The 26,600-nt window shown below is 65.3% G+C and carries 27 protein-coding genes; 13 read left to right on the top strand and 14 right to left on the bottom strand.

Annotation, left to right across the window (positions count from 1 at the left end; translation table 11 throughout):
- Window position 1 precedes the first annotated feature (1 nt).
- From HDIA_RS17305 to rpoD, 4 genes are all read left to right on the top strand, one after another.
- On the top strand, window positions 2-787 hold the full coding sequence (locus HDIA_RS17305; protein WP_099557300.1) for an AAA family ATPase: 786 nt from the start codon (window positions 2-4) through the stop codon (window positions 785-787).
- 99 nt (window positions 788-886) lie between these two features.
- Entirely contained in the window at window positions 887-2,839 is a 1,953-nt protein-coding gene (gene dnaG / locus HDIA_RS17300; protein WP_099557299.1) for a DNA primase, read from the top strand.
- 56 nt (window positions 2,840-2,895) lie between these two features.
- On the top strand, window positions 2,896-3,720 hold the full coding sequence (locus HDIA_RS17295; RefSeq protein ID WP_210202869.1) for a 5-formyltetrahydrofolate cyclo-ligase: 825 nt from the start codon (window positions 2,896-2,898) through the stop codon (window positions 3,718-3,720).
- Window positions 3,721-4,335: 615 nt separating this feature from the next.
- Window positions 4,336-6,312, top strand: a complete 1,977-nt coding sequence (gene rpoD / locus HDIA_RS17290) for an RNA polymerase sigma factor RpoD (protein WP_099557298.1) — start codon at window positions 4,336-4,338, stop codon at window positions 6,310-6,312.
- Window positions 6,313-6,380: 68 nt separating this feature from the next.
- Here the strand turns inward: rpoD and HDIA_RS17285 are convergent, their stop codons facing one another.
- Window positions 6,381-7,349 carry an endonuclease/exonuclease/phosphatase family protein gene (locus HDIA_RS17285; RefSeq protein ID WP_099557297.1) on the bottom strand — a complete coding sequence of 323 codons (969 nt, stop codon included), beginning with the start codon at window positions 7,347-7,349 and terminating at the stop codon, window positions 6,381-6,383.
- 147 nt (window positions 7,350-7,496) lie between these two features.
- Here HDIA_RS17285 and HDIA_RS17280 point away from each other — a divergent pair, with 147 nt between their 5' ends.
- The 5 genes from HDIA_RS17280 to HDIA_RS17260 all read left to right on the top strand — a co-directional run bounded on the left by HDIA_RS17280 (window position 7,497) and on the right by HDIA_RS17260 (window position 10,818).
- Window positions 7,497-8,390 carry an aldose 1-epimerase family protein gene (locus HDIA_RS17280; protein WP_099557296.1) on the top strand — a complete coding sequence of 298 codons (894 nt, stop codon included), beginning with the start codon at window positions 7,497-7,499 and terminating at the stop codon, window positions 8,388-8,390.
- 96 nt (window positions 8,391-8,486) lie between these two features.
- Window positions 8,487-8,774 (top strand): HlyU family transcriptional regulator, encoded by a 288-nt coding sequence (locus tag HDIA_RS17275; protein WP_099557295.1) that lies wholly within the window; start codon window positions 8,487-8,489, stop codon window positions 8,772-8,774.
- An 87-nt stretch (window positions 8,775-8,861) separates the two neighbouring features.
- Window positions 8,862-9,272, top strand: coding sequence for a ketosteroid isomerase-related protein (locus HDIA_RS17270; protein ID WP_099557294.1), 411 nt, complete (start codon window positions 8,862-8,864; stop codon window positions 9,270-9,272).
- Between the two features lie 4 nt (window positions 9,273-9,276).
- The gene (locus HDIA_RS17265) at window positions 9,277-9,879 is read left to right on the top strand and encodes a GNAT family N-acetyltransferase (protein ID WP_099557293.1); all 603 of its coding nucleotides are present in this window, start codon (window positions 9,277-9,279) and stop codon (window positions 9,877-9,879) included.
- Window positions 9,880-9,906: 27 nt separating this feature from the next.
- The gene (locus tag HDIA_RS17260; protein ID WP_099557292.1) at window positions 9,907-10,818 is read left to right on the top strand and encodes a carbon-nitrogen hydrolase family protein; all 912 of its coding nucleotides are present in this window, start codon (window positions 9,907-9,909) and stop codon (window positions 10,816-10,818) included.
- A 74-nt stretch (window positions 10,819-10,892) separates the two neighbouring features.
- On the opposite strand, the gene HDIA_RS17255 is transcribed toward HDIA_RS17260, so the two are convergent.
- Complete coding sequence (locus HDIA_RS17255) at window positions 10,893-11,492, bottom strand: HupE/UreJ family protein (protein ID WP_099557291.1); 600 nt, start codon at window positions 11,490-11,492, stop codon at window positions 10,893-10,895.
- Between the two features lie 76 nt (window positions 11,493-11,568).
- On the bottom strand, window positions 11,569-11,979 hold the full coding sequence (gene nikR, locus HDIA_RS17250) for a nickel-responsive transcriptional regulator NikR (protein WP_099557290.1): 411 nt from the start codon (window positions 11,977-11,979) through the stop codon (window positions 11,569-11,571).
- A gap of 310 nt (window positions 11,980-12,289) precedes the next feature.
- Here nikR and HDIA_RS17245 point away from each other — a divergent pair, with 310 nt between their 5' ends.
- The 3 genes from HDIA_RS17245 (at window position 12,290) to HDIA_RS17235 (ending at window position 14,011) form a co-directional block, all read left to right on the top strand.
- On the top strand, window positions 12,290-12,721 hold the full coding sequence (locus tag HDIA_RS17245; protein ID WP_425432953.1) for a DUF2946 family protein: 432 nt from the start codon (window positions 12,290-12,292) through the stop codon (window positions 12,719-12,721).
- A 106-nt stretch (window positions 12,722-12,827) separates the two neighbouring features.
- A complete protein-coding gene (locus HDIA_RS17240) occupies window positions 12,828-13,412 on the top strand; it encodes a copper chaperone PCu(A)C (protein ID WP_099557288.1) in 585 nt (194 codons plus the stop codon).
- Window positions 13,409-14,011, top strand: coding sequence for an SCO family protein (locus HDIA_RS17235; RefSeq protein WP_245883930.1), 603 nt, complete (start codon window positions 13,409-13,411; stop codon window positions 14,009-14,011). Before HDIA_RS17240 ends, HDIA_RS17235 begins: the two co-directional genes overlap by 4 nt.
- Before the next feature lie 15 nt (window positions 14,012-14,026).
- Here the strand turns inward: HDIA_RS17235 and HDIA_RS17230 are convergent, their stop codons facing one another.
- From HDIA_RS17230 to HDIA_RS17190, 9 genes are all read right to left on the bottom strand, one after another.
- The gene (locus HDIA_RS17230; protein ID WP_245884303.1) at window positions 14,027-14,836 is read right to left on the bottom strand and encodes an amino acid ABC transporter ATP-binding protein; all 810 of its coding nucleotides are present in this window, start codon (window positions 14,834-14,836) and stop codon (window positions 14,027-14,029) included.
- Complete coding sequence (locus HDIA_RS17225) at window positions 14,823-15,476, bottom strand: amino acid ABC transporter permease (protein WP_099557285.1); 654 nt, start codon at window positions 15,474-15,476, stop codon at window positions 14,823-14,825. The genes HDIA_RS17230 and HDIA_RS17225 overlap by 14 nt, the downstream gene beginning before the upstream one ends.
- Window positions 15,473-16,123: an amino acid ABC transporter permease gene (locus tag HDIA_RS17220; RefSeq protein ID WP_099557284.1), complete on the bottom strand. Its 651-nt coding sequence runs from the start codon at window positions 16,121-16,123 to the stop codon at window positions 15,473-15,475. Before HDIA_RS17220 ends, HDIA_RS17225 begins: the two co-directional genes overlap by 4 nt.
- Before the next feature lie 105 nt (window positions 16,124-16,228).
- Window positions 16,229-17,080 (bottom strand): transporter substrate-binding domain-containing protein, encoded by an 852-nt coding sequence (locus HDIA_RS17215; protein ID WP_157775707.1) that lies wholly within the window; start codon window positions 17,078-17,080, stop codon window positions 16,229-16,231.
- Window positions 17,081-17,491: 411 nt separating this feature from the next.
- The gene (locus HDIA_RS17210; RefSeq protein WP_099557282.1) at window positions 17,492-18,640 is read right to left on the bottom strand and encodes an oxamate carbamoyltransferase subunit AllG family protein; all 1,149 of its coding nucleotides are present in this window, start codon (window positions 18,638-18,640) and stop codon (window positions 17,492-17,494) included.
- A 59-nt stretch (window positions 18,641-18,699) separates the two neighbouring features.
- Window positions 18,700-19,230, bottom strand: a complete 531-nt coding sequence (locus tag HDIA_RS17205) for a MarR family winged helix-turn-helix transcriptional regulator (protein WP_099557281.1) — start codon at window positions 19,228-19,230, stop codon at window positions 18,700-18,702.
- Window positions 19,231-19,288: 58 nt separating this feature from the next.
- Entirely contained in the window at window positions 19,289-20,449 is a 1,161-nt protein-coding gene (locus tag HDIA_RS17200; protein ID WP_099557280.1) for a xanthine dehydrogenase family Fe-S subunit, read from the bottom strand.
- Window positions 20,446-21,273 carry an FAD binding domain-containing protein gene (locus HDIA_RS17195; RefSeq protein ID WP_099557279.1) on the bottom strand — a complete coding sequence of 276 codons (828 nt, stop codon included), beginning with the start codon at window positions 21,271-21,273 and terminating at the stop codon, window positions 20,446-20,448. The genes HDIA_RS17200 and HDIA_RS17195 overlap by 4 nt, the downstream gene beginning before the upstream one ends.
- Window positions 21,270-23,633 (bottom strand): xanthine dehydrogenase family protein molybdopterin-binding subunit, encoded by a 2,364-nt coding sequence (locus HDIA_RS17190; RefSeq protein ID WP_245883928.1) that lies wholly within the window; start codon window positions 23,631-23,633, stop codon window positions 21,270-21,272. Before HDIA_RS17190 ends, HDIA_RS17195 begins: the two co-directional genes overlap by 4 nt.
- Before the next feature lie 132 nt (window positions 23,634-23,765).
- Here HDIA_RS17190 and HDIA_RS17185 point away from each other — a divergent pair, with 132 nt between their 5' ends.
- Window positions 23,766-24,470 (top strand): phosphoribosyltransferase, encoded by a 705-nt coding sequence (locus HDIA_RS17185; protein WP_099558972.1) that lies wholly within the window; start codon window positions 23,766-23,768, stop codon window positions 24,468-24,470.
- A gap of 28 nt (window positions 24,471-24,498) precedes the next feature.
- On the opposite strand, the gene HDIA_RS17180 is transcribed toward HDIA_RS17185, so the two are convergent.
- Together HDIA_RS17180 and HDIA_RS17175 are read right to left on the bottom strand one after the other, a co-directional pair.
- Window positions 24,499-25,764, bottom strand: a complete 1,266-nt coding sequence (locus tag HDIA_RS17180; protein ID WP_099557277.1) for an amidohydrolase/deacetylase family metallohydrolase — start codon at window positions 25,762-25,764, stop codon at window positions 24,499-24,501.
- A gap of 223 nt (window positions 25,765-25,987) precedes the next feature.
- The gene (locus HDIA_RS17175; RefSeq protein WP_157775706.1) at window positions 25,988-26,383 is read right to left on the bottom strand and encodes a Rieske (2Fe-2S) protein; all 396 of its coding nucleotides are present in this window, start codon (window positions 26,381-26,383) and stop codon (window positions 25,988-25,990) included.
- Between the last annotated feature and the right edge of the window lie 217 nt (window positions 26,384-26,600).

Genomic DNA, 26,600 nt, shown 5'->3' with positions numbered 1-26,600 from the left:
AATGGCGCGTCGCAGCCGCAGGATCAACCTGCCCGCCCCCTATCTGAAGCGGGTGTGGCTCGACGCCGAGCGTATCGCGGACCGGAAGGCCTATCCCTTCTGCCTGCCCTTCTTCGAAGACGACTTCGAACTCCGGTTCGACCGCGCCGTCACGATCATCGTCGGCGAGAACGGGACGGGCAAGTCGACGCTTCTGGAGGGGATTGCGGCGCTCGCCGGCTATGACGAAGCCGGCGGCGGCAAGGGCTACAGGCCCGTGGATCATTCCCGTGCGCTTGAGAAGATGGGCGGGTCCCTGTCGGATGCGCTGAAGGCCGCCTGGCTGCCGAAGCTGACCAATGGCTGGTTCTTCCGCGCCGAGAGTTTCTTCTCCGTTGCCCGTTACCTCGATGAGGCGGCGCTCGACGATATCGGCGGTCCGCCGCCGCCGGATTTCCTGTCCCATTCGCATGGCGAGGGATTCCTGCGCTTCTTCGAGGAACGATGCGATCGGCAGGGGATCTTCATCTTCGACGAACCGGAATCGGCGCTCTCGCCCTCCCGGCAGGTTGAGTTCCTCAAGCTGCTCGACCGGATGGACCGGTCCGGCATCTGCCAGGTCATCATGGCGACCCATTCGCCCATGCTGATGGCGCTGCCGAACGCGCGGCTGCTGCGGCTGACGCGGGGCGGGCTGGAGCCGGCAAGCCTGGAAGAGACCGACCACCTGAGAATCTGGCGCGAGTTCTGCGCCGATCCGGAGGGATTTGTCGCGGAAGCTCTTCGCGGCGACAACGGGGATATCTGAACATCGGGGATAAACGCGCGGGCGGTTCGACATTTGAGATCGCAAGTCCGATAAAGACGCGATTGCCTGCCCACCGCAGACTGCCTACGATCCAACACCATGCGCTTTTCGCCTCAAATCCTCGACGATATCCGTGCGCGCCTGCCCATCTCCGATGTGGTGGGCCGCAAGGTCACGTGGGACAAGCGCAAGTCTCAGCCGGGGCGGGGCGACTTCTGGGCCTGCTGCCCGTTCCACAGCGAAAAGTCGCCGTCGTTTCATTGCGACGACCGCAGGGGCATCTATCACTGCTTCGGCTGCGGGGCGTCGGGCGATCATTTCAAGTTCCTGGCCGAGACGGAGGGACTGTCCTTCCCCGAGGCGGTGGAACGGCTGGCGCAGGATGCCGGCGTCGCGCTTCCCGTTGCCGATCCGGCAGAGGCGAGGCGGGCGGCTGTCCGCAGGACCTTGTCCGATGTCACCGAGATCGCGGCTGTCTTCTTCCAGTCGCGCCTTCGGGCGCCCGAAGGCCGGGCCGCGAAGGACTATATCGCCAAACGCGGGCTTGAGCCGGTCACGGTCTCGAAATTCCGCATTGGCTATGCCCCGAATGAGCGCGACGCGCTGAAGAAGCATCTTGCCGCCGAGGGTGTGCCGGAGGACCTTGCCATCGAGGCGGGGCTGCTGATCCGTCCGGAAGACGGGCGGGCGAGCTACGACCGCTTCCGTGGCCGGCTGATGATCCCGATCAACGACGACCGGGGCCGGGTGATCGCCTTTGGCGGGCGCACGCTCGACCCGGAGGGGACGCCGAAATATCTCAACTCGCCGGAGACGCCGATCTTCCACAAGGGATCGATGCTCTTCAACCTCGACAAGGCGCGCGAGCCGGCCCACAAGGCGGGCTCGGTGATCGTGACCGAGGGCTATCTCGACGCCATCGCTGTCTATCAGGCGGGGATCGAGAATGTGGTCGCGGCCCTCGGCACCGCCTTCACCGAGGACCATGTCCACCGGCTCTGGCGGCTCGCCCCCGAACCGGTGATCTGCTTTGACGGCGACAAGGCCGGCATCGCGGCGGCGCATCGGGCCATCGACCGCATGCTGCCGGTGCTGAAATCCGGCTATTCCTTCAATTTCTGCTTCCTGCCGAACGGGCAGGACCCGGACGAGTTGATCCGTTCCGGTGGGCGCGAAGCCTTCCTCGCCGAACTTCAACGGGCCGCCCCTCTCTCGGAGGTGCTCTGGCAGCGCGAAAGCAGCCAGGCCCGCATCGATACGCCCGAGCGCAAGGCGGCGCTGGAGGCAAGGGTCGACGAGCTTGTCCGGCAGATCAAGGACGAGCGGGTTGCTCGGCGCTACCGGCTCGATCTCAGGGTCAAGCTGTCGGAGCTGTTCTGGAACCACGACCGGCCGCAGCGCGGCGGACGGGGAACGCCGTCGCAGGCCGGTGGGGCGGCGGGGCAGGGCACTGTCGATCTTCGCCGGGACGACGAGACCGAACTTGCCAATATCGAGCGCATCCTGCTCGGCCTCTGCATCGAGAACCCCGATCTCTACGAGCGCCACATCGAGGATCTTGTGCGCCTTGAAATGCGCGTTGCCTCGCTGGAGGAGTTCAAGCGGGCGCTCTACCGCATTGCGGTCGATTTCGATGACGCGTCGGTCTCGACCTTCTATGGCGGGCTCGACGGGCGCTTCTATTTCGTCCTCAACGAGGTGCATGGCGACGAGCAGCGGCTGGAGACGGGCGTCGTCCTGCCGCGCGGCCACAGGCTGCGCGAGCGCCTGCCGATCCTGAAGTTTCATCCAAGCCCGGATTTCGTCGAGACCTGCTTCGTCATGATGCTGGAGCGGTTGTCGCTGCGTCAGCTCTCCGACGAGATCGAGGCCGAGCTCGCGCATCTGTCCGATGAAGACGGGGATGCCGCCACGCGCATTATCGAGTTCACGCGCGAGCGCAATCGCCGCCGCGAGGAGCTGGCCCGCAAGGAACAGGAAATGGCCGAAGAGGCAAAGATCATCCGCGCGGCGCATGGCAACCGGACGCCGGCTCCGCAACTCATTGGGTAGAGGGGGCGGCGGCAGGCGCGTTCCTGCGGTACGGCACACTTGTGAAGAGGCATTCGATGCACAGCACGATGAATTCCACGCTGGAATCCACCGATGAGGAAAAGGCGGGCCGCTGGTCGGGCCGGAACGTCGACAAGGATGCCCTGCGCCGGGAGATCTGGGAGCGGTTGGAGGAGACGGGCGTCAACGTCGGGCCGGTCTGGAGCCGGATTTCCAACTGGGTTGGCGCCGACGAGGCGGCCTGGCGGCTCTCCCAGTTGCCGGTGTGGAAACAGGCAAAGATCGTCAAGTGCAATCCGGACCCGCCGCAAATTCCGGTTCGCCTGCGTGCGCTTTACGACGGCAAGATCGTCTATGTGCCGGTGCCGGAATTTGGCAGCGGCGATCTTCCCTGGGTGAAGCTCGACCCGGAGAAGCTTTCTCGGGACGGCGTGCAGTTCGAGCTTGCGGCAACCTCGCAGGGCTCCGTGCAGGTCGGCGAAAAGCTGTCCTTCGAGGCGTTGGAGCCGATCGATCTGGCGGTCTGCGGCTGCGTGGCCGTGACCCGCGCCGGCGGGCGCACCGGCAAGGGCGGCGGCTTTGCCGATCTGGAGCTCGGCCTCTTCCGCGATCTCGGCAAGATCACGCCGGAAACGCCGATCGTCACGACGGTTCATTCGTCCATGGTGGTCGACGACGACCGGTTGCCGATCATGGAACACGATTCGCTGCTCCACTGGATCGTGACCGAAAAAGAGGTCATCGAGACCAAGACGATGCGATCCCAGGCGGGCGGCGTCATTTGGGAGCTGGTGCTGCCGGACCAGTTCGAGGAGATCTGGTTCCTCAAGCAGCTCAAGGAAGACATTCTGGCGCGAAAGGCAGGGCAAGCGGCTGAATAGACGCAACAATTCTTGCCGGGCCGTTGCGCCGCCGGCGCCATACCTATTTCCGGGATGCCCGGAAAAGGTGAACGGTCGGTCCGTATCGTGGAAGTCTGTCGATCGACCTTCCCGGGAATCGACGTCAAAATGGCCGAATCTGGACCGGTGGTGGCGAATCGCTCTTGCGAAAAATGATTCGAACGCTAAATACATCCCTCCAAGCTCATTGGTCTTTGGAGTATGGTGGATCATACACATTGGCACGTGACGCTCTTGAACGAGAGCGCCGCGATTTGATCATAACGAGCGCACGGCGGCGCTCTTGCGGAGCAGGCATGCTTTTTGAAGAGCGGACAGCCGGAATGTGCGTGTGGCCCGAAGGGGCTCGTTCAAGACTTTCCTATCGTCGGCAGTTGTCACGGTTAAGTGCGGCTTAACGGGCTTGGTGCATGACTGGCGTTCCGGCAGTTCCCGGCCGGGCGCGAACTTGAGGGCGGCGGAAATGGCATCGGCTGTTTCCGGGGGCCCTAAGGCATGTGCGGCGTAACGCGTCGCAAGAGGCGAATATTCAGGGCTGGCCCGGATTGATCGACAATCCCCGCTGTCCCCCTTGCGGAATTCGGAGAGAAGCGAATGGTGGCGAAGGCGACTGAAAAAGAGGACGTTTCCGAGAACAATGCGGAGACGCCCGACGGTCCGCTTCTCGATCTTTCCGATGCTGCCGTCAAGCGAATGATCAAGCTGGCGAAGAAGCGCGGCTACGTTACCTATGAAGAGCTGAACGAGGTCCTGCCCTCGGAGGAAGTCACCTCCGAGCAGATCGAGGACACGATGGCGATGCTCTCCGACATGGGCATCAACGTCGTCGAATCGGAAGAGGCCGAGGAAGACAACAACAGCAGCAACGACGAGGAAGAGGGCGGCGAGCTCACCGAGACGACCGGTACCGCCGTGGCCAAGACCGCGGGCCGCGAGCCGGCCGACCGGACCGACGATCCGGTGCGCATGTATCTGCGCGAAATGGGCTCGGTGGAGCTTCTGTCCCGCGAGGGCGAAATCGCCATCGCCAAGCGCATCGAGGCTGGCCGCGAGGCAATGATCGCGGGCCTCTGCGAGAGCCCGCTGACCTTCCAGGCGATCATCATCTGGCGCGATGAGCTCAATGAGGGCAAGATCCTCCTGCGCGACATCATTGACCTCGAGGCGACCTATGCCGGCCCCGACGGCAAGGGCGCGCCGGAACTTCCGGTGGGCGAGACCGAGGAGCGCGAGGAGCCGGAGACCGCCGAGGGTGAGGGCGAAGGCGAGGGCGACGTCGATCCCGATGACGACATGGAGAACAACATCTCCCTGTCGGCGATGGAAGCCGAACTCAAGCCGAAGGTTCTGGAGACCTTCGACCGGGTCGCCGAGGAATACAAGAAGCTGCGCCGGCTGCAGGACCAACTCGTCGAAAACCGCATGCGGAACCAGACGCTGAGCCCGAGCCAGGAGCGCCGCTACAAGAAGCTGAAGGAAGACATCGAGGAGGACGTGAAGTCCCTCTCGCTCAATACCAACCGTATCGAGAGCCTTGTCGAGCAGCTTTACGACATCAACAAGCGTCTGATCGGCTTCGAGGGCCGTCTGCTTCGTCTTGCCGAATCCTATTCGGTCAAGCGCGACGAGTTCCTCAAGCACTATCACGGGGCCGAGCTCGACCCGAACTGGATCCGCAAGGTCGCCAGCCTTTCAGGGCGCGGCTGGAAGGAGTTCGTCGCGAACGAGAAGGACTCGATCCGCGAGCTTCGTCAGGACATCCAGACGCTGGCCACCGAGACCGGCCTTGAGATCACGGAATTCCGCAAGATCGTCCATCTGGTGCAGAAGGGCGAGCGGGAAGCCCGCGTCGCCAAGAAGGAGATGGTCGAGGCGAACCTTCGTCTCGTGATCTCGATCGCCAAGAAGTACACGAACCGCGGCCTGCAGTTCCTGGACCTCATCCAGGAGGGCAACATCGGCCTGATGAAGGCGGTGGACAAGTTCGAGTACCGGCGCGGCTACAAGTTCTCCACCTATGCGACGTGGTGGATCCGGCAGGCGATCACCCGCTCGATCGCCGACCAGGCCCGCACGATCCGCATTCCGGTGCACATGATCGAGACGATCAACAAGATCGTCCGCACCTCGCGCCAGATGCTGCACGAGATCGGCCGCGAGCCGACCCCGGAGGAGCTCGCCGAAAAGCTGGCGATGCCGCTGGAAAAGGTTCGCAAGGTGCTCAAGATCGCCAAGGAGCCGATCAGCCTCGAGACGCCGATCGGCGACGAGGAGGATTCACATCTCGGCGATTTCATCGAGGACAAGAACGCGATCCTGCCGATCGACGCGGCGATCCAGTCGAACCTGCGCGAGACCACGACGCGCGTGCTCGCCTCGCTGACGCCGCGCGAGGAGCGCGTGCTGCGCATGCGCTTCGGCATCGGCATGAACACCGACCACACGCTGGAAGAGGTCGGCCAGCAGTTCTCGGTGACGCGCGAACGTATCCGCCAGATCGAGGCGAAGGCGCTGCGCAAGCTCAAGCACCCGTCGCGGTCGCGCAAGCTGCGCTCGTTCCTCGACAGCTGATCAGACACGATCTTTGAGCAAAGCAAAACGCCGGGTTCCAAGCCCGGCGTTTTCTTTTTGGCGATCCGTCAGAATGTCACCGTCGAAATGACGGCGCGGTGGTCCGACGGCCAGGGTGTCACGACGATGGCGGCCTCGGGCTCCTTTTCGCCGACAACCTTTGAGTCGAGGACCTTGAGGTCCTTTGCCTTGGCGAAGACGAAGTCGATGCGGTCGTGATGATCTTCCGGGTCGGTCGGCTCGGAGGTCGGCGTCCAGGTCATGCCGGGCGTTGCGACCGGATCGGGATGAACGGCGCGGAATGTATCCGTGAAGCCGGCGGCTTCCAGCTTCGTCGTGCCCGGCCACGCGACGGCAAGAGGCTGCAGACCCGCCTTGACGGTGGCCTCCGTCCAGTCGCGGTGTGAGGGCTCGTTGAAGTCGCCGTCGATGAAAACGGCCTCCGACCCGGCCTGCATGGCGGCCTCGGCGTCCTTCACGAGATCGTCGAAAGCCTTGCCCCGTGTCGCTTCCGCGGAGGAAATCGCCTCGGCGGCGGTCTTGAGGAACGGCGCGCTGCCATATTCGATGTCGAGCAACTGATAGGGCTGATAGGGTGCGTCGTCGAGATTCACGCTGAACACCGTGATCCTGCGCCCCTCGACATCGATCGTGACGCCCAGTTCGTCGGCGGTTGGCGAGACGATCGGATAGCGCGAGAGAACCGCGTTGGCCCAGATGGCGGGATCGTCGCCGGTCTGGTCGTGAAACTGGAAGCCGAGCGCGGCGGCCAGATCGGCAGCGATGCTGGGGCCAGCCGGCGGGCAGCTTTCGGCCGTGCAAGGGTCGCTTTCGGCGCGGGTCTCGGAGATCGAGATCACGTCGGGGTTGGCGGCCTTGATCGCGGCGACGGTCTCGTCGATCGACTTGCCCTCGTTCGCTCCACCGCCATAGATGTTGAAACTCATCACCTTGAGCGTCGTTTGCGCCCAACCGGTGCCGCATCCGCCAAGGAGCGCCGCGCCGAGCGCGGCTGCCGAAATCCAGCTTCGTGTCATGTTTGCTTCTCCCAGAGCGTGGCCGGGCCGGTCGGCCGGGCGATCACGCCGCGGGTCGATGCTCTAGCCCTTTCCTGTTGCGGACACGTGACGCATCATGGCATCTGCCGGGTGTCATTCTGCCCAACTGCCCGCAGGAGTTTGCCCGTGCCCCAGGACATCGTCGTCATCCGCTCCGCTGCGCTCTCGGCCTTGATCTCGGCGCTGGGCGCCGAACTCCAGACCCTTACGGATGCCAGGGGCAACGAGCTGCTCTGGAACGGCGATCCCGCCTTCTGGACGGGACGGGCGCCGATCCTCTTTCCGATCGTCGGCGAGGTGGCGGACGGCACCTATCGTGTCGGAGACAAGAGCTACGAACTCGGACGTCACGGCTTTGCCCGCAAGCGTGACTTCATTGTTGCCGAAGCCGGCGAGAGTTGGGTCACCTTCCGACTGGAGGCCGACGAAGAGACGCAAAAGGTCTATCCCTTCGATTTCCGGCTCGACATGCGCTTCGCACTCGAAGGAGCAACGCTTGCGATGACGGCGACGGTGACCAACACGGGTGCGGGACCCCTGCCTGCGAGCTTCGGCTATCATCCAGCCTTCCGCTGGCCGCTTCCCTACGGCGCGCCGCGCGGGGATCACCTGATCCGCTTTGCACAGGACGAGCCCGCGCCGATCCGGCGCCTTGCCGGCAATCTTCTGACGCCGGAGCCGCGTCCGACGCCGGTCGATGGCCGCGACATGGCGCTTGCCGACGATCTCTTTGTCGAGGATGCTGTCGTTTTCGACGATCTTCGCAGCCGGCGGCTTGCCTATGGCGTGCCGGAAACGCCCGGCCTTGTGGTCGACTATCCGCAGATGCCGCATCTCGGCATATGGACCAAGCCGGGGGCGGGATATGTCTGCATCGAGCCATGGCAGGGCCATGCCGATCCGGACGGCTTTTCCGGCGACATTTTCGACAAGCCGGGCATTGTCGCGATCGAGCCGGGCGAGGCGCGCGACTTCGCGATGACCGTGCGCCTCAGCGATGATCCTTTCGGTGCTGTCTGACGGCTTGGTTCTCGTCTTTCATGGCGTTATGACAGGACATCGCGCGACCGGCGCCTGCCGGTCGCTCCCGTTTCTTGCGCTATCCGGAGCCGAGCCATGTCCTTTCTGAAATCCCTGTTCGGTGGCAAGAAGGCGCCCGAGGATGGCGCGCCGAAGGAAACGGCGCAGCTTGAGCACAATGGCTTTCTCATTCGGGCGACACCCTACAAGACGGGCGGCGAATACCAGACCGCCGGCACCATCGAAAAGACGATCGGCGGCGAGATGAAGATCCACAAGTTCGTGCGGGCGGAGAAGCACCCGAGCGAGCAGGGGGCAACCGACTTCGCCCTGACCAAGGGCCGGCAGATCATCGACCAGCTCGGCGACCGTCTCTTCGACTGAGTCCCCGCACCGGAACGTTGCCATGGAGTCGGGCGTTCTTGAACGCCCGGGCACGTCCGTCGCCCGCATCATTCAACGGAGAAAACCATGTCCGCCGCCGAGACCCGCTCCCTGATCGAACGCTACTATGCCGCCTTCAACGACGGTTCTGTGGAAGGCATGCTGGCGCTGCTCGACGAAGATGTCGCCCATGACGTCAACCAGGGCGAACGGCGGATCGGCAAGGATGCCTTCAAGGAATTTTCCTTCCACATGAAGCGCTGCTACCGCGAGCATCTCACCGATATCGTCATCATGACGTCGGAGGACGGCTCGCACGGCGCGGCGGAATTCACGGTCAACGGCACCTATCTTGCCACCGACGAGGGACTGCCGGAAGCAAAGGGCCAGACCTACACGCTGCCGGCCGGCAGCTTCTTCCAGATCGAGGACGGCAAGATCGTCCGCGTGACGACCTATTACAATCTCAACGACTGGACGCGGCAGGTCGGCGGCTGAGGGCATGACCGAGACGGCGAATATCAGGGTCCTGCCGCTCACCGGCGCGGCCATCGGCAGCGCCATCGAAGCGCTGGCGCGTCTGCGCATCGAGGTCTTCCGCGCCTATCCCTATCTCTATGAAGGAACGCTCGACTACGAGCGCCGCTACATGGAGGAATTCGCCGCCTCCGAGGGTGCGGTGCTCGTGACGGCCTATGACGGCGAGAGGATTGTCGGGGCCTCGACGGCCTCGCCGATGCGTGCGCAGAAGGACGAGTTCCGCGCGCCCTTCGAGGTTCGCGGCTTTGACATCGACAGGCTGTTCTATTTCGGCGAATCCGTCCTCCTGCCGCAGTATCGCGGTCTTCGCATCGGCCATGCCTTCTTCGATCACCGCGAGGCGCAGGCACGGGCCGAAGGCGCGACGCATGCCACCTTCTGCTCGGTCGTTCGCCCGCCGGATCATCCGGCACGGCCCGCCGATTATCGCCCGCATGATGTGTTCTGGACAAAGCGGCGCTATGCTCCGGTCGCGGGGCTCGTGACGCATTTCAGTTGGCTGGACGTCGGCGAGAGCGAAGAGACCGAGAAGCCGATGCAGTTCTGGCTGCGCGCGCTGGACTGACCGGCATGGATTGCGAGGAAACGAGAGATGGCCCGAGCCTTCCGAGTGGCAGCCGCCCAGTATCCCATCGAGGCGGTCGCCAGCATCGATGCCTATGAGGCGAAGATCGCAAGCTGGATCGAGAACGCCCATTCGGTCGGGGCGGCGCTCGCGGTTTTTCCCGAATACGGGATCATGGAGCTTGCCGCCGCCTTTCCGGCGGTGAAGTCCGATCTGCGAGGCTCGATCGAGGCCATCGACCGCCACATCGGCGAGATCGACGCCCTGCACAAGACGCTCGCGCGCAAGCACGACATGCATATCCTGGCCGCCAGCGCGCCGCTGCGCGGCGAGGACGGGCGGTTTCGCAACGTGGCGCGCCTGTTCACGCCCGGCGGAGCGGTCGGCCGGCAGGAAAAGCTGGTGATGACGCGCTTTGAGCGCGAGGAATGGGGCATTGCCGGGGGAAGCACGATCAATGTCTTCAAGACCCGCCTCGGGATGATCGGGGTTTCGATCTGCTATGACGCCGAGTTCCCGCTGATCGCGCGGGCACAGACGCTGGCAGGCGCTGAACTGATCCTGACGCCGTCGGCGACGGACACGCTGGCCGGCTACTGGCGCGTGCGTATCGGAGCGCAGGCGCGGGCGCTCGAAAACCAGTGTTATGTGGTGCACGCGCCGACCGTCGGCGAGGCGGCCTGGTCGCCCGCCATGGACGATAATCGAGGGGCTGCCGGCATCTACGGGCCGCCGGACATCGGCTTCCCGGATGATGGCGTCGTCGCAATCGGCGAGATCGACAGGCCTGCGTGGGTTCTTGGCGAGGTCGATCTCGACAGGGTTTCCGCCGTGCGTCTCGATGGACGGGTGCTCAACAGCCTGCACTGGCCGGAGCAGGTCGGCACCGACGCGCCGCCGCTGATCGAACCGACCGCCGAGATCATCGACCTGACCTGAGCACGGAAACCGATCCAACAAAAAGGCCGGCAGCGCACCCCGCTACCGGCCTTTTTCTTTTGCTTTCGAACGGGTCAGACGAGGCCGGTCAGGATGCCGATGCCGGCAACCGTCGCGACGCCACCGGCCGCGCGCATCGCCAGCGCCCCGTTGCCCTGACCGAAGCGGCCGATCGCAAAGCCGAGGCCGAGGCCGGCGGCGTGCAGCAGCGCGGTCGCCATCATGAAGCCGACCGCATAGGCGAGACCGCCGGTGCTTTCCGGCATTTCGGCGCCGTGGGCGTAGCCATGAAAGACCGCGAAGAGCCCGACGACAGCGGTCGCGACCGCCACGGGGGCCTTGACGTTGAGGGCGACGACCGCGCCGAGGGCGATGATCGAGAGGGTAATGCCGAGTTCAACGAAGGGAACGGTGACGCCCAGCATGCCGAGCGCGCCTCCGAGCGCCATGACACCGACGAAGGTGAGCGGCAGCGCGAGGAGCGCCCGTCCGCCGAGCTGGAAGGCGAAGACGCCGACCATCACCATTGCCAGAACGTGGTCGAGGCCGGTCATCGGATGGCCGAAGCCATGGCCGAAGCCGAAGGCCGCGCCGTGACCGGGATGCGCCAGAGCGGCGGAGGGAAGCAGGGTGAGGGCCAGCGCGAGGGGGAGGGACAGGCGCCCGAGTTTCATGGCTGTTCTCCGGAAGTCCGATTTGAGGATCGTCCGATCAGACCACGTCTGCCGGTAAGAACAAGTCCAAAAAATATCATACCGCGTCGTCGGATGCCGAAATTGTGTGCAGGCGTCCAAACGTGACACCGCGCTGCGACGTGATCCGGTTGGCGAGCGCGGCCACCTCGTCGCGGCGGCCCTTGAGCACCGAAACTTCCAGGCATTGATGGTGGTCGAGATGGACGTGCATGGTGGCGACCGTCAGGTCGTGGTGCTCGTGCTGCTCGTCGGTGAGCCGGCGGGCAAGTTCCCGGGTTTCGTGGTCGTAGACGTAGGTGAGGGCGGCCACGCATGGGGTGTCGCCGGCAACGGGTTCCTCGGACAGCAGGCCGGCGCGGACGAGGTCACGAATCGCTTCCGACCGGCTCGTGTAGCCGCGCTGCTCGGCGACGCGGTCGATTTCGTCGAGGAATTCGTCTTCCAGCGTGATGGTAATGCGTTGCATGGCCAGGCAGATCTCCCGTTGGATCAGGAGACTAGCAGGAGACGTGCCGGGCCGCGACGATCCTGACAGGATGTTGCCGAAAGGGGCGAGGTCTCCCGCCGTTTTCGACATCAGGCCGCATCGAAATAGCGGCGGAACCATCACCGTTGGCCCGAGCAATCGCCCGATTTTTTCAATGCAGGAAGATTGACGCAAGGAATTGGGCGGGGATTTGCGCTGGACGCTCGATGGGGCAAGCCGCCGCCGTGGGGCAAAATGGCCGGCTGGCCGATGCCCAGATGGCGTGCTAATGGTGGCGGGCTTGAGCCGCGTGCTGATTTCCTGTTCAACACGCTGGCTCATTTCCAATGGGTTGAGCACGACTTCGGGAACGATGGGCGCACACATACGACTGATGATGCGGATCTGGGGGGTGATGTTCGCCGCCTATGTGCTGCTGCTGCAGTCCGTGCTGCCAATCTATGCCTTTGACCCGGAGCAGTCGGGCAGCCTTTTCGGCTATATCTGCCAGAGATCGGTCAGCGACGACGGCAGTGGCGGCGCGGCGCCCAGCCATGCCGATGCCTGCTGCATTCTCTGTGTCGCGCCCGGCCTTGCGGCCGCCGCGGTCGATCCTGTCCGCGAGGCCTTGCCGGTTCGACAGGCCGTACTTGTCGCCGATTTCATTGGCTACGCGTTCCAGCCCCGGGCACCGCCCGAGCTTCACGGGATACAATCCCGCGCTCCTCCTCGCCTCGTCTGATGCTCTGACCGCCTGACGCGCGGTTCTTCCTTCATTTCGACGCATCAAGCCGCGTGCTGCCAAGGACTGCAGGCGCGCGCAAATCCCTACGAGACGGAAATACCAAATGTTCTCCAACACTTCGTTCGGCCGCGTGGTTTCGCGGCGCAAGCTTCTCGCGACCTCTGCTACTGCCCTCGGGATGCTCGCCATTGCGGGCACTGCCGGGACCGCCTCCGCCCACGAGTTCAAGGTCGGCGATCTCGAACTCGTCCATCCCTGGACGCGGGCCACGCCCTCGGGAGCCAAGGTTGCCGGCGGCTTCGTCACGATCAAGAACACCGGCGCGGCGTCGGATCGCCTGATTGGCGGCACGGTCGACTTTGCCGAGAAGGTCGAGGTCCACGAGATGTCGATGGACAACGGCGTAATGAAGATGCGGCAGCTCGAAAGCGGCCTGGAGCTTCCGGCCGGCCAGGAGACCGACCTCAAGCCCGGCGGCTACCACATCATGTTCACGGGCCTGAAGCGCGGCCTTGCGGAAGGCGAAACCGCCAAGGGCACGCTCGTCTTCGAAAAGGCCGGTTCGGTTGACGTGGAATGGGCCGTGGAATCCATCGGCGCCAGGAAGCCGGCGAACGCCATGGACATGGGCCAGCCCGGCGGGAATGGCGCCGGCATGGGCGAGATGAAGATGGAGCACAAGCCGTGAGCGTACGCCCGCGCACTCTGTATTTCGGGATTGCCTGGGGTCTCGTCGCGATCATGACCGCGGTGCTGGCCTATGCGGTCATCGGCACGAGGGCGCCTGACCAGAAAACGGGGGTCGCCATCGGCGGCCCCTTCACCCTGGAAGGCGCCGGCGGCAAGCCGGTGACCGACAAGGATCTGGCCGGCAAACCCTTCGCGATCTTTTTCGGCTACACCCATTGCCCGGACGTCTGCCCGACGACGCTTGCCGAAATGGACGCGGCGCGGGATGAACTGGGCGATCTTGCGACCGGGTTCACCGTTGTCTTCGTTTCGGTCGACTACGAGCGGGATACGCCGGACAGCCTTCAGAGCTATGTCGGCTCGTTCAAGTATCCCGTGATCGGGCTCACCGGTACCAAGGAGCAGATCGAGGCGATCGGCAAGGAATACCGGGTCTATTACGAGAAGATTCCCGGCGAAGACGGCGACTACACCATGAACCACACGGCGTCGGTCTATCTCATGGATGGCAAGGGCCGGTTCAAGGGGACGGTCAACTACAACGAGGACCACGACAACGTCGTCGCCAAGCTGAAGCGGCTCGCCGAGAACGGCTGACGGACCTGCGTCCGCTCAGCCCTTGGAATAGCGCTGCAGGAACTGGCGGGCGCGGTCGGTCTTCGGCGCGCCGAAGAAGGCTTCTGGCTCGCCGCTTTCCACGATGCGGCCGCCGTCGAGGAAGATGACGCGGCTTGCGACATCGCGGGCAAAGGCCATCTCGTGGGTGACGACGACCATCGTGCGTCCCTCGCTCGCCAGATCCTTCATGACCGCCAGCACCTCACCGACGAGTTCGGGATCGAGCGCGCTCGTCGGTTCGTCGAAGAGCAGGAGGTCCGGCTGCATGGCGAGCGCCCGGGCGATGCCGACGCGCTGCTTCTGGCCGCCGGATAGGCGCGAGGGGAACTGGTCCTTCTTCTCGGCAAGGCCGACCCGCTCCAGCAGGGCTTCCGCCTCGGCGCGGGCCTCCTCCCGGCCGCGTTTCAGGACATGCACGGGCGCCTCCATGACGTTCTGGAGAACGGTGAGGTGCGGCCAGAGCGCGAAATGCTGGAAGACCATGCCGATGCGCGTGCGGATGGCGGCGAGTTCCCTGTCGCTCATCGGCGTGTTGCCGCCGGCCCTCAGGCCGACCCGCTCGCCGGAGAGCAGGATCGTGCCGGAATCGGGGCGCTCCAGCCAGTTCAGGCAGCGCAGGAATGTCGATTTTCCCGAGCCGGACGGGCCGAGCAGGCACACCGTCTCGCCCTTGCGCACGGTGAGGTCGAGGCCGTCGAGGACGATGTTGGTCCCGAAGGTCTTGGTGACGCCGTGGGCGGTGAGGACGACCGGACGCTCGGCGTCTTCCGGAGCGACCGCAGACGTGGTGTCAGCGGCGTGCATGGGCGACATGGCCGACGGCGGCCACTCCCAGTTCGATGGTCATGCAGAGAATCCAGTACAAGAAGATCGCCGACACGAAGGAGGCAAAGGGAACGAAATAGGTCGTCTGGATGGACGTCGCGGCGTGGGTGAGTTCGGCGACCGTGATGATGGTCAGGAAGGCGCTGTCCTTGACGATCTGGATCGTCTGGTTGCCGATCATCGGCACCGCGGAGAAGAAGACCGGCGGCAGGATGATGCGGCGGATTAGGCCGGCGCCATGGAAGCCGAAGGCGCGGCCGGCCTCGATCGTCTCCGAGGGCAGTCCCTTCCAGGCGGCGCGCAGAAGTTCGGCCATGTAGGCGATGTTGTAGAGCGTCAGGGCGAGAAGACCCGACGACCAGTTGGTGAGTCTCAGGCCGGCGCTTGGCAGCCCGAAATAGATGAAATAGGCAAAGAGCAGGAAGGGCACGCAGCGCATCGTGTCGACGTAGAGACCCGCGAGGCGCGGCAGGATGCGCCCGCGCGACATCAGCGCGGCGGCGACGAAGACGCCCAAAATGACCGAGATGACGGCGGCACTGATGGAGAGCAGGACAGTGTTCAGGAAGCCCGCGAAGAGTTCCTGACGGTTCTCCCAGACGATGGCGAAGCCGTTCATGCCGCAGCCGCCAGTTCCGCTTCGCGCCGGCGTTCGATCCGGCGCTGCGCCATCACGAAGATCCAGACGATGAAGCTGTAGAGGACGAGCGCCACGGCGAAGGGCGGCAACGGGTCGTAGGTGCGCGCGCCGACGCGCATGGCGGCGCGGGTGATGTCGACGATGCCGATGACGGCGACCGCCGGGCTGCTCTTGATCTGCAAGGTCATTTCGCTGACGAGGGCCGGCAGGGCCGAATGGATGATCTGGGGCAGGACGATGCGGCGAAAGCGCTGGCCACGGCGCATGCCGAAGGCGGCGGCCGCGTCGAGCTGGTCCTTGGGAAAGGACAGCAGCACGCCGCGCCAGATCTCCGCGTTGAAGGCGCCCGTGGAGAGCGTCAGCGTCAGGATGGCGGCGGAAATCGGATCGAGCGACAGGCCGACCGTGGGAAGGGCAAAGAAGATCAGCAAGGCGAGGGTCACGGCCGGCGAGGCGCGCACGATGCTGACATAGGCCATGGCGAGGCCGTTGAAGATCGGCATCCGCGACCAGCGGATGAGCGCTACGCCAAGCCCAAGCGGCAGGCCCAGCACGATACTCGCCAGCGACAGCGAGACCGTGAACAGGGCGCCTTGAACGATACTGAGAACGTCTGTCCAGGTCATGGACCGGTATCCAATCCGGAGCAGGGCAACGACGGCGCGCCGCTTTTGGGGACGCGCCGTCGTCAGATACAGGGAACGAAAGTTCAGACGGGGCCTGACCGGCTGTTACTTGATCGCTTCCGGCATGGATTCAAAAGTCGTTCCAAACCACTTCTTCTGAAGCTCGTACATCTTGCCGTCCTTGCGGGCTTCCATCAGCTTGCCGTTCATGAACTCGACGAGCTTTTCGTTGCCCTTGGCGGTCGCCCAGGCAATGTAGACCGGGTCGGAAACAGCCTCGCCCACGGCGAAAACGTCGGACTTTTCGTTGGCGACAGCCTGCAGGTTGATCTGGGTGTTGATGACGGCGTCGGTGCGGCCGATGGCCAGATCCTGATAGGCCTCCGGATAGCTCTGGTATTCGACGATTTCCTTGACCCCGGTGCCGCCATCGGCCTTGAGCTTCTCGTCGAAGGCCTTGAACTGCGTCAGCATGGCGCTGCCGGCCTGGATGCCGACGGTCTTGCCGTTGAGATCGGACGCGGACTTGATCGCGTCATTGCCGACCTTGGTCATGTAGTAGGTCGTCGATTCAGCGACAGGGCCGGCGAAATCAAGCGTCGTCTTGCGCTCGTCCGTGACGAGAACCGCCGTGACGGCCATGTCATACTTGCCGGTGGTGACGCCCGGCAGAATGCCCGCCCAGGGCATGATCTGCTGGTTCACCTTGAAGGGGGCGTCGGCGGTCACCAGCGCAAGAAGCTCCGTGTCATAGCCGGTCGGCTTGCCATCCTCGACGAACTCGAAGGGGTGGAAGTCGTCCTCGGTGGCGACGTTGAGCGTTCCTGCGGCCTTGACCGCGTCGAGGTCATTGGCAGAGGCAGAGCCGACAAAGCCAGCCGAGGCCAACAGGGTGGCGGCAAATCCGGCCAACACCGCAGAGCGGGTGAGGCGGCCGATATGGGAAGAGAAATTCATCTGGAACTCCTGGTTTTCGTCCAAGACAGACGCAGGGCGACGGGGGAGCCACCGGCATTGCGATGAAACATGCACCCCGCGCCATCCTGCTTCCGCAGGCCTCCTCAGTGCGGAGAGCATATTCGTAAGTATACTGAGCAATCGACGTGCCAGATGGCTGGAGCGACTCCAGATTGCGGCCGGGTCGGGTTTTCGGGCGTCCCGTCCGACGCTGCCACGGACCCTCGGGTCGAGCAGTCCTTATGCTGTCGAAAAAATACGCAATTCCGCGTATCGATGATGAAATTTGAGGCGATGAGGCTTGCGCCATTCGGCCGGCCGGCAGCGCCGCATCGCGAGCGAATGCCGCCGTGGAGGCCGACTATCGACCGTTGGCTGACGCCGTCGTGCCGGATTTGATCAGGATACGAACTATCGGGCCGCGTTGGGCCAAGGTGCGACGCCGCGCCCGAGGAGACCGAAGTGTCCGCCGGCGTCCAGCATCGCCAGCATGATGCCGGGACGGGGGGCCGGGCAATCTGCATCGAGACCGAGCCTCAGACCCGGAATCGCAAACGCCGGATGTGGCCCGACGAAGGCGGCGTGGGCCTCAGGGTCGGCGCAGACCGGGGGCAGGAGATCGCCGAGCGCCGCGAGCAGGTCGGGGCAGAAGCGCAGGGAGGCGGCGCCGAAGCCGCAGGCGTCGAGGACCGCACTGTCGCCGATCGCGGGCAACACATCGCCGTCCGGCTTCATGCGCGGTCCGACGGGCGGCGCGGCGGGCATGGTGATCCATTGATCCGGCGCATCGGCCCGCTTCCAGCCGAGGTCAACGCCATTGCCGCCGGCGGCCACGACCAGCGAGCTTCCGGGCACGCCCGCGGCGGCGGCGAGCATGACGGCGGTGCCGGCCATGAGCAGGTTGAGGACGAACTGGTTGGCAAGGCGAAGATCGGCCGTCGCGGTTTCGTCGAGAATGGGAAGCGCGGCCATGAGGGCATCATTGGCGCTCGAGACCCGGCCATGGAGTTCGTCGCCGCCTGCAAGTCCTGCGGTCATGATGGGCAGGACAGGGATGGGTGCGGTCATCGCGTCCCGGAGTGCGGGGCCGAGGGTCTCGCCGACGCGGCGGACATAAGCGATGCCATCCGGGTTGCCCGTTCCGAAACGCAGACCGAATGTCGCCGGGCCGTCATTCAGGGGCGAGATCTTCCCGGGCGCCTTGCCAGCCTCATCCTCGACCTTGAGGCACCAGGTGCCGGGGCCGACGACAAAGGCCAGCGGCGTGACCACGCCGAAATCCTGCGCGGGCATCAGGGCGAGTTCGCCGGCGAGGATCGCGCTCCTGGCGCTTTCGACGTCTGCGACCCAGCCTTCGAGAACAGCGGCAACCGCCGCGCTGATCAGGACGGGGATCGCCACACTCCCAGGATCGGCAAACGGGGGACCGGCGTGAAGCAGTGTGCGCGCCGGCAGGTCGATCAGATCCTTCAGCGGCGCCGTTTCCGTCCACTGCGGCCGGGCGGCGACGAGCCGTTCAAAGGAGGAAAGGGTTGCCGGCGAGGTCTGCCAATCGGTCATGCATCATCTCCAGGGAGGACGTGCTTCCCGATACTCGCTGGCGACCTTCAGGAAGGTTGTCAGGCAAGGCGCAGGGGCGCGCGTCCGACGTCGTTGTTGGCTTCGACAAGGGTGACCAGATAGTCGAGGAAGCGCTTGCGGTCTTCTTCCGAAAGGGCCGCCACCGTGCGGTCATGGGCGCGGCCGGCGGCATCCCGGATGCGGGCGAGCGTCGCGCGGCCGACATCGGTCAGCACGACGACCTTGCGGCGGCGGTCGTTGGGCGCAACGCGGCGGCGGATGAGGCCGCGCTGCTGCAGCCGGCTGAGGACATCGGCCGTATTGGTGCGGTCGAGCCCGACCGCCTGGCCGAGCGTGGTCTGTTCCGTCGCGTCCATTTCCTCAAGGGCCGTCAGTACGCTGAACTGGACCGGGGTCACGTTCTCGCCGGCGCATTCCTCGGCAAAGAGCGCCACGTGGATCTGGTGCAGGCGGCGGATGAGAAAGCCCGGGCGTTCGCGGAGGGCATGAAGCGTGGCATTGGCGGGCGACTCGGCGCCGTCGGTGGACGGCGTTTCGGGCAGTGCGGATGTGGAAGGTGATGTTGTCATTGTGTCCAGCGTCGCGAGTCGGAAGATCCGCCATCTTAGTCTGCCGCGGCGAGCAAGGTCACCCTTGGCGTTGTCCAAACAGTCTCCTGATGCGGGCAAGGACAACCTCGGCGAGGAGACGGAGGCCGGAGACCGGCGCAACGTGGACGGCTTCGCGGCCTTCTGCAATGGCGGCAAGGTTGGTGGAAAAGCGCTCGAGCATCCGATCGACGACGTCGGCGACCACGGTCGGCCGGCCGAACTGGGCGAGCGGCCCTTTCAGGCGATAGGCGAGCGACAGGTCGATCCGGGTGCTTTCCGCCCCTGTCGCCTCAACACGGAAGCTGAGGGCGCCTTCAGCGGTTGAGCGGGTGACCGGATCGCCGCCGCTGCCGCGAAGGCCGCCGGATTTGGTTGCCGCGTCGTACTCGACAATGGCCCGGCCCCGGAAGGTCGCCGTCATCGGACCGATCGCGACGGTCATGTGGCCGGATAGAGGTTCGCCGGTATTCTCCGCCTGCGGAGCGGCGTCGAGGGCCGCGCCGGGAAGACAGGCGACGACGGCCGGAATGTCCTGAAGCAGATCCCAAATCCGGTCAGTCGGAACGTCAAGCGACAGCGTGCGGGAGAGGGTGACTGCGCCTTCCAGCTTTTCCGGGATCGGCAGGGCGGTTGGCGTTCCGGTGGTGGGTGGTGGAGCGGCTTCGGCCGAAGAGGTTGCCGGCGCGACTGCTGACGGAGCACGCGCCGGGCGGCTGACCGGCTTGACCCTCGCCTCGGGCGGATCGGTCAGGACGTCGGCAATCGCGGCAACGATGCCGGCGTAACCGGTGCAGCGGCAGAGATTGCCGGAAAGCTCCTCTCGGATGCGGTCCTCGTCGGCTTGCGGCAGGCGGCGCACGATGTCGTAGGCGGTCGCCAGCATGCCGGGCGTGCAATAGCCGCACTGCAGGGCATGGTGCTTCGAGAAGGCCGTGCGCAGGGCGGCCATCAGCGGGTCGTCGCCATAGCCCTCGACGGTGCGCACATCGGCCCCTTCGCAGGCTGCGGCATAGGTGATGCAGGAGCGCACCGGGCGTCCGTCGACCATCAGCGTGCAGGCGCCGCAGACGCCATGTTCGCAGCCGATGTGCGTGCCCGTCAGCAGCAGGTCCTCGCGCAGGAAATCGGCAAGATGGGTGCGCGGTTCAATGTCGGCCGTCCGCTTGCGATCGTTGACGGTCAGGCTCATCGCGGTCATGGCGCGGCGGTCTCTTGATTGGATGACTGGGCAAGGGCGATCGCGCGTGCGACGGCGGCGGCGTGAAGTGCCAGGCTCTCCGGCGGATTGGCGGCGGTGAGGCGTTCCAGTTCGGCAAGGGCTCCGGCGGGATCGGCGAGGATCGCGGCCGGATCGGGCAGGACGATGGGCGCCCGCTCGATGGCGCCGACGACGATCCGCGTCTCGTTGCGGCCTGGATCGATCAGCACCGTGGCGCTCGCCTTGGCGAAATCGCCGCGCTTCTTGGTGAACTTCCAGTAGCCCCAGCGCGCGTCTGGGCCGCGCTTAGCGATGCGGATGCCGGTGATCATCTCGCCCTCGGCGAGCGCGGTTGTCAGCGGACCGGTGATGAAGTCGCTCACGGGCAGGCTGCGCGTGCCTGTCGCGGAGAGGAGCACGACCTCGGCGCCAAGGCCGGTGAGAGTGACCACCCAGTCTGCCGCCGGGTCGGCATGGGCGAGGCTGCCGCCCATGGTGCCCCGGTTGCGAACGGCGCGGTAGGCGATGCCGCGCGCGATGGAGGTAAGCCAGCCGCCGGTAGCGTCCGGCACAACGCCGTCCTCGACCTCGGCGTGGGTCGTCGCGGCGCCGTAGAGGATTGTGTCGCCTTCGTCGGCCGTCTGGCGCAGGTCGGCGGCAAGGGAGACGTCGACGAGGCGGGCAGGCCGCGCGAGCCGAAGATTGAGCATCGGGCCGAGGGACTGGCTGCCGGCGGCGATCTTCGTGCCGTGACCGCCGGAAAGGAGGCGGAGCGCATCGCCGCTGTCGGCGGCGGCGGCATAGTCGAAGGCGACGGGTTTCATGCGGCGGCCTTCCTGCTCTTCAGGAGTTGGGCGAGCAGCCTGTCGGTGCGGATCGGCAGTTCGCCGACCTCGATGCCGAGATCGGCAAGGGCGTCGTTGACCGCGTTGGCGATGGCGGCGGGCGGGCCGATGGCGCCGCTCTCGCCGATACCCTTCTGGCCGTAGCGGGTGAGCGGCGAGGGGCTTTCCATGTGCTCGATGCGGATTGCGGGAATCTCGGTCGCGCCGGGCAGGTGATAGTCGGCGAAGGTCGCCGCCATTGGCTGGCCGGAGGCATCGAAGGGCATTTCCTCGTAGAGCGCGGTGCCGATCCCTTGGGCCGCGCCGCCGAGCACCTGTCCGTCGACCACCATCGGATTGACCAGCACGCCGCCGTCCTCGACGATGACATAGTCGAGCAGCTTGATCCCGCCGGTGTCCTCGTCGACCCCGACGATCACCGCGTGGCAGGCATAGGAGAAGGTGCCGCTGTCGCGCACCGGCTTGTAGCCTTCGGTGACCTCAAGAGCGAGGAATTCCGCGCCGGAGGGAAGGTTCTGCGGCGCGAGATACCAGAGCCGGCCGATTTCCTTCAGCGAGACTTCGCCATGGCCAGACCGGCTGCGCGCCATTCCGTCTTCAAGGACGATGTCCTCGGCCGAGACCTGCAGGAGATGGGCGGCGATGATCCTGATCCGGCCGGCGAGCGTCGTGGTTGCGCTTGCCACCGCGCCGCCGGCCATGACGATGCAGCGCGAGCCCCAAGTGCCGGTGGAATAGGGCGTCAGGGCCGTGTCGCCATGGACGAGCTTCACCTTGTCGACCGGCAGGCCCAGTTCCTCATGGGCGATCTGCGCCAGCGTCGTTTCCAGGCTCTGGCCGTGGCTCTGGACGCCGACGCGCAGCTCCAGGCTGCCGTCGGGCGTCAGGCGCGCGGTTGCCTGCTCGGCGCCCGGAACCATGGGAATGCCCCAGCCGGAATAGACGGACGTTCCATGGGCGCCCTGTTCGCAGAAAATCGAAAAGCCGACGCCGATGCGCTCGCCGGCCTGCTGCCGGGCGCGGACGGAGGGAAGATGGATGGCCTCGACGGCGCGGCGCAGGGCTTCGGGATAGTCGCCGCTGTCGAAATACTTGTTCGTGATGTTGGTGAAGGGCATGTCCTCGGGCCGCACGAGGTTTTTCGCGCGCATGACGTGGGGCTCGATGCCGAGTTCGCGGGCGAGGGCGTCCATGGTCAATTCCATGGCAAAGCAGACGCCGGTGCGGGCAACGCCGCGGAAAGGCAGGATCGGCGGCTTGTTGGTGGCGACGGACCAGGTGCGGCAGCGGTAGCCGCTCATCCGGTAGGGGCCGGGCAGAATGGACGCGACTTGCGCGGCCTCCAAGCAGGCCGAGAAGGGATAGGCCGAATAGGCGCCGGAATCGACGATGGCCCGGCAGTCGACGCCAAGCAGCGTGCCGTCGGCGGCGGCATAGCCGGTCACTTCGTAATGGTGCTCGCGGCAGTTGGCGTTGCCGGTGAGGTGCTCGCGGCGATCCTCGATCCAGCGCACCGGGCGCCGCAGGGTGAGTGCGGCCCAGGCGGCGAAGACCTCCTCGGAGCAGAGAATGCCCTTGTAGCCGAAGCCGCCGCCGACATCGGGTGCGATGACGCGAATGCGGCCATGATCGAGACCAAGGCAGTCGGCAAGGCCGGTGCGCACGATGTGCGGCATCTGGGTGGAGGAATAGAGGACGAGCTGCTCGGCCTGCCTGTCCCAGAAGGCGACGACGCCGCGCCCTTCCATCGGCGCCATGCATTGGCGGGCCGTGCGGTATTCGCGCGTGACGACGGCGGCGGCATTGGCAATCGCTGCTTCGAAGCCGACGTCCACCGAGGTTTCCAGGAAGGCGTTCTCGTCCCAATGCTCGTGCAGGAGCGGCATGTCCGGATCGCGGGCGCGCGTCATCTCGTGGACGGCGGGCAGTTCGTCGATCTCGACGAGGACGGTCTCGGCAAGATCCTCGGCCTTGGCGCGGGTCGGGGCGAGGCAGGCGGCGATCGGCTCTCCGACATGGCGGACCTTGTCGCCGGCGAGAACCGGCTGGACTGAGGAGCGAAAGCCGGGAAGACCGGAATCGGCGCGGATGCCCGAAACGCCGACGAGATCGGCCGCGACGAAAATTTCCTCGTCATGACCGTCGGGCTTGGTGACGGAGCGGATGCGTCCATGGGCGAGGGGACTGCGCACGAAGGCGATATCCAGCATGCCGGGCATACGGATGTCGCCGACGAAGCGGGCGTCGCCATTCAGCAGGCGGGCATCCTCATTGCGAAGGACCGAGGCGCCGACGCCCTGGCCGGAGCTTCTTGTCGAGGGGCGTTGTGCGTCGCTCACCGGTCGGGTCTCCGGCTCTTTGCGTCCGCGATCTCTTGTGTCGCGTGAAAGGGCGGATATGCTCGAAGGATCAATCTCTTCCGATCGATGCCGTTTCGTCCGGCGCCAAGATCCAAGCCCGAAAGCCTTTTCATGCCATCCTCTCTTGCCGCCCATGCCTACTGGCAGGAGCTTTATCCGCCGGACACCTTTGCGCACGGGCCCGGCTGCGAATACTCGGGCCTTTTTCCCGCCATCCTTCCCGATGGAAGGCAGATCGCCCTGCCGATCCGTCCGCTCGGCGACGAACCGGGCTTTGCGGTCGCCTCGCTGATCATCAGCCAGGCAAGCTTCGCCGTCGAGGACGCGCTGTCGGACATCCTGTCGGATCGCCTTTGGGCGCATGCTCCCGACGTGATCGTCGCCGTTCCGACGCTCGGGCTGACGCTTGCCGCCAACGTCGCCCGCCGGCTCGGGCATCAGCGCATGGTGCCGCTCGGGACCACCCGCAAGTTCTGGTACGACGACGCGCTGAGCGAGCCGTCGAGTTCGATCTCAAGCCGCGGCAGCGACAAACGCATCTACCTCGACCCGCGCATGCTGCCGCTCCTGGAAGGACGGCGCATCGCGGTGGTCGACGACGTCGTCAGCACCGGCACGTCGCTGACCGCGATCCTGAGGCTCCTTGCCAAAGCAGGCGCCGTGCCAGCCGTGGTCGGCGTTGCGATGATCCAGTCCCGGCGCTGGCAGCCGGCGCTTGCCGAGGCCCTGCCGGGACAGGAGATAGCCGTGGAAGGGGCGTTCTCGACGCCGCTTCTGAAGGAGACGGGACGGGGAACCTGGACCTCGGCCGAATAACGGCGGGGCCCAGATTTTTTCGTCCGGGTCAGGCCGCGATGGCGTCCGGGATCAGCGGCGAGACGGCATCGAAACGCTCGCCGTCCTTGAGGCAGAAGACCGGGCGGATCAGGCGGTCGGTGACGACCTCCACGCCGCTGTTGTCGAAGAGCTTGAACTTGCCCTCGTTGATCTCCAGCACGCTGATATCGGCGGCAAGGCCGGGCTTCAGGGTGCCGATTTCGTCTTCCATGCGCAGCATCGTGGCCGGGTTGGCCGTCACGGTGGCGACGACCTCCTCAAGCGTCATGCCGAGGGTCAGAAGCTCGGTCATCGCGACGGTGAGGTTGAAGGGGGCAATGCCGAAGAAGGGGCTTGCGGACCGCTCCTCGTTCTTCATGCCCTGCTGGGGCACACGGACGTTATAGCCATGAAGGTCGGCGCCGAGGGTGAACGGCTTGATGCCGGAATCGATCACCTTCTTGGCGACGGCGAAGGAGAAGTGGGAGCCGTGGCCGACGTCGACCCGCACGCCGCGCTTCACCGCCTCGAAGACGATTGGATGGACCTCGCCCTCCTCGGAGACGAAGCCGCCCGGATGGCGCGTGAAGGGATGGGCCATGATGTCGCCCTCGTCCATGATCGGAACGAGTTCGCGGATCAGTTCGTCCGCATCCGGCACGGGGCCTTCCTCGACGCTCGGCCAGAGCTGCCCGAGGTGGATGTAGAGCGGCAGGCCGGTCTGGCGCGACATTTCCTTGCCGGTCTTGATGACCTCCAGGCCCCAGCGCGACTGACCGCCGATTTCGGCATGGGCCTTGATGCCCTTGACGATGTCGAGGTTCTCCTTGGCGACGCGCACGGTGTGCTCGATGTTGACGCCGGTCGGGCCATAGAGGTCGGGGTAGAGATGGCCCTCGAGGCCGCCGACCAGATAGCAGGAGATGAAGCAGAGCAGGCGGGTCTTGGCCTTGGCGGCGACGTGATGGCGATAGCCGCCGATGGTCATGCAGCTCGGGCCGCCTTGATCGACGAGGGTCGTCACCGCCGACTGGACGCCGACCATGTCGGGATTGAGGCCGAACTTGCCGGTGACATGCTCGTAGACGTGGGCGTGGGTGTCGATCATGCCCGGCAGGACGAGCTTGCCGGTGACGTCGATGGTTTCCTTGGCGGGCGCTGCGGAAAGGTCCGGCTCGATAGCCGCGATCTTGCCGTCGCGGACGCCGACGTCGAAGCGCCCGTTGCGCTTGGCGGCCGGGTCGATCAGCGTACCCCCGAGGAGCACCGCATCGAAGGGGAGGGAGTCACTCATCGTCGCTTGACCCTTTCTCAGTCACGAACATCGTCATTTGTGCCGCATCGCCGGGTTTCGGGGTTTGTGGGCCTTGCGGCCACACCCGAAGCCCGGCTGCCCAATCCCCGCCGGCACAGGGTCGGTATACGAACTATCACGGATAATTAATCAGGGTACTGATGAATTTTCAAGCGACTTTTTTGGTGCTGAATTCGAAGGCAGGAGGCGCGCAAATAGGCTGTTAGCCGGAGGAAAGATCCCACACGGTCTTATGGCCCATGGGCGGATTGCTTCGAACAGCCGCCATATCGATCTCGATCGTGCCTTCCACGGAGCGGGCGGGATAGAGTTTCAGCGGCGCGACCACCCAGCCTGCCGAGGGAGCCCCTGTTTCCAGGTCGAATTTCGCCAAGTGGCGTGGGCACACGAGGTGGCAGTCCTCGATCCGGCCCTGGCCGAGATCGGCCCGTTCGTGCGGGCAGGAGCCCTGCGCCGCGTGAATGCCCTTTTCGGTGCGAAGGAGCACGACCGCGTGGCCTTCGAGAAGGACGCGCAGGACGCCACCGGGCGGGAAATCGGCGAGCGAAGCGACCTTTGTCCAGTCGGTCGGAGGTTCGTGATCGGTCGAATTTGTCATGATACTGATCATCATCGCAGCGTCCGGTGACGTCAACCGGTAACCTGATCGGGCCGGCCAAGCCGGGCGGTCAGGGCGGCCGCAATGATCGAGAACCGGGGAAATCCGGGTGTTGCGGACCCTTTCCGGCGACACCGGCTTGAAACGCCACAAAAAGGCTGCGATACCCGGCCATCAATGGCCGGACGCTCCGCGAACCTTGCGGAACGCGCCGGTC

The sequence above is a fragment of the Hartmannibacter diazotrophicus genome, from assembly GCF_900231165.1.
Taxonomy (GTDB): Bacteria; Pseudomonadota; Alphaproteobacteria; order Rhizobiales; family Pleomorphomonadaceae; genus Hartmannibacter; species Hartmannibacter diazotrophicus.
This window is presented reverse-complemented; position numbering and strand designations above follow the sequence as displayed.

Excerpts from the sequence above, each read along its gene's own strand:
- HDIA_RS17305 (WP_099557300.1), top strand. The coding sequence starts at position 2 with ATGGCGCGTCGCAGCCGCAGGATCAACCTGCCCGCCCCCTATCTGAAG.
- dnaG (WP_099557299.1), top strand. The coding sequence starts at position 887 with ATGCGCTTTTCGCCTCAAATCCTCGACGATATCCGTGCGCGCCTGCCC.
- HDIA_RS17295 (WP_210202869.1), top strand. The coding sequence starts at position 2,896 with ATGCACAGCACGATGAATTCCACGCTGGAATCCACCGATGAGGAAAAG.
- rpoD (WP_099557298.1), top strand. The coding sequence starts at position 4,336 with ATGGTGGCGAAGGCGACTGAAAAAGAGGACGTTTCCGAGAACAATGCG.
- HDIA_RS17285 (WP_099557297.1), bottom strand. The coding sequence starts at position 7,349 with ATGACACGAAGCTGGATTTCGGCAGCCGCGCTCGGCGCGGCGCTCCTT.
- HDIA_RS17275 (WP_099557295.1), top strand. The coding sequence starts at position 8,487 with ATGTCCTTTCTGAAATCCCTGTTCGGTGGCAAGAAGGCGCCCGAGGAT.
- HDIA_RS17270 (WP_099557294.1), top strand. The coding sequence starts at position 8,862 with ATGTCCGCCGCCGAGACCCGCTCCCTGATCGAACGCTACTATGCCGCC.
- HDIA_RS17265 (WP_099557293.1), top strand. The coding sequence starts at position 9,277 with ATGACCGAGACGGCGAATATCAGGGTCCTGCCGCTCACCGGCGCGGCC.
- HDIA_RS17260 (WP_099557292.1), top strand. The coding sequence starts at position 9,907 with ATGGCCCGAGCCTTCCGAGTGGCAGCCGCCCAGTATCCCATCGAGGCG.
- HDIA_RS17255 (WP_099557291.1), bottom strand. The coding sequence starts at position 11,492 with ATGAAACTCGGGCGCCTGTCCCTCCCCCTCGCGCTGGCCCTCACCCTG.
- nikR (WP_099557290.1), bottom strand. The coding sequence starts at position 11,979 with ATGCAACGCATTACCATCACGCTGGAAGACGAATTCCTCGACGAAATC.
- HDIA_RS17240 (WP_099557288.1), top strand. The coding sequence starts at position 12,828 with ATGTTCTCCAACACTTCGTTCGGCCGCGTGGTTTCGCGGCGCAAGCTT.
- HDIA_RS17230 (WP_245884303.1), bottom strand. The coding sequence starts at position 14,836 with ATGCACGCCGCTGACACCACGTCTGCGGTCGCTCCGGAAGACGCCGAG.
- HDIA_RS17225 (WP_099557285.1), bottom strand. The coding sequence starts at position 15,476 with ATGAACGGCTTCGCCATCGTCTGGGAGAACCGTCAGGAACTCTTCGCG.
- HDIA_RS17220 (WP_099557284.1), bottom strand. The coding sequence starts at position 16,123 with ATGACCTGGACAGACGTTCTCAGTATCGTTCAAGGCGCCCTGTTCACG.
- HDIA_RS17215 (WP_157775707.1), bottom strand. The coding sequence starts at position 17,080 with ATGAATTTCTCTTCCCATATCGGCCGCCTCACCCGCTCTGCGGTGTTG.
- HDIA_RS17210 (WP_099557282.1), bottom strand. The coding sequence starts at position 18,640 with ATGACCGATTGGCAGACCTCGCCGGCAACCCTTTCCTCCTTTGAACGG.
- HDIA_RS17205 (WP_099557281.1), bottom strand. The coding sequence starts at position 19,230 with ATGACAACATCACCTTCCACATCCGCACTGCCCGAAACGCCGTCCACC.
- HDIA_RS17200 (WP_099557280.1), bottom strand. The coding sequence starts at position 20,449 with ATGACCGCGATGAGCCTGACCGTCAACGATCGCAAGCGGACGGCCGAC.
- HDIA_RS17195 (WP_099557279.1), bottom strand. The coding sequence starts at position 21,273 with ATGAAACCCGTCGCCTTCGACTATGCCGCCGCCGCCGACAGCGGCGAT.
- HDIA_RS17185 (WP_099558972.1), top strand. The coding sequence starts at position 23,766 with ATGCCATCCTCTCTTGCCGCCCATGCCTACTGGCAGGAGCTTTATCCG.
- HDIA_RS17180 (WP_099557277.1), bottom strand. The coding sequence starts at position 25,764 with ATGAGTGACTCCCTCCCCTTCGATGCGGTGCTCCTCGGGGGTACGCTG.
- HDIA_RS17175 (WP_157775706.1), bottom strand. The coding sequence starts at position 26,383 with ATGACAAATTCGACCGATCACGAACCTCCGACCGACTGGACAAAGGTC.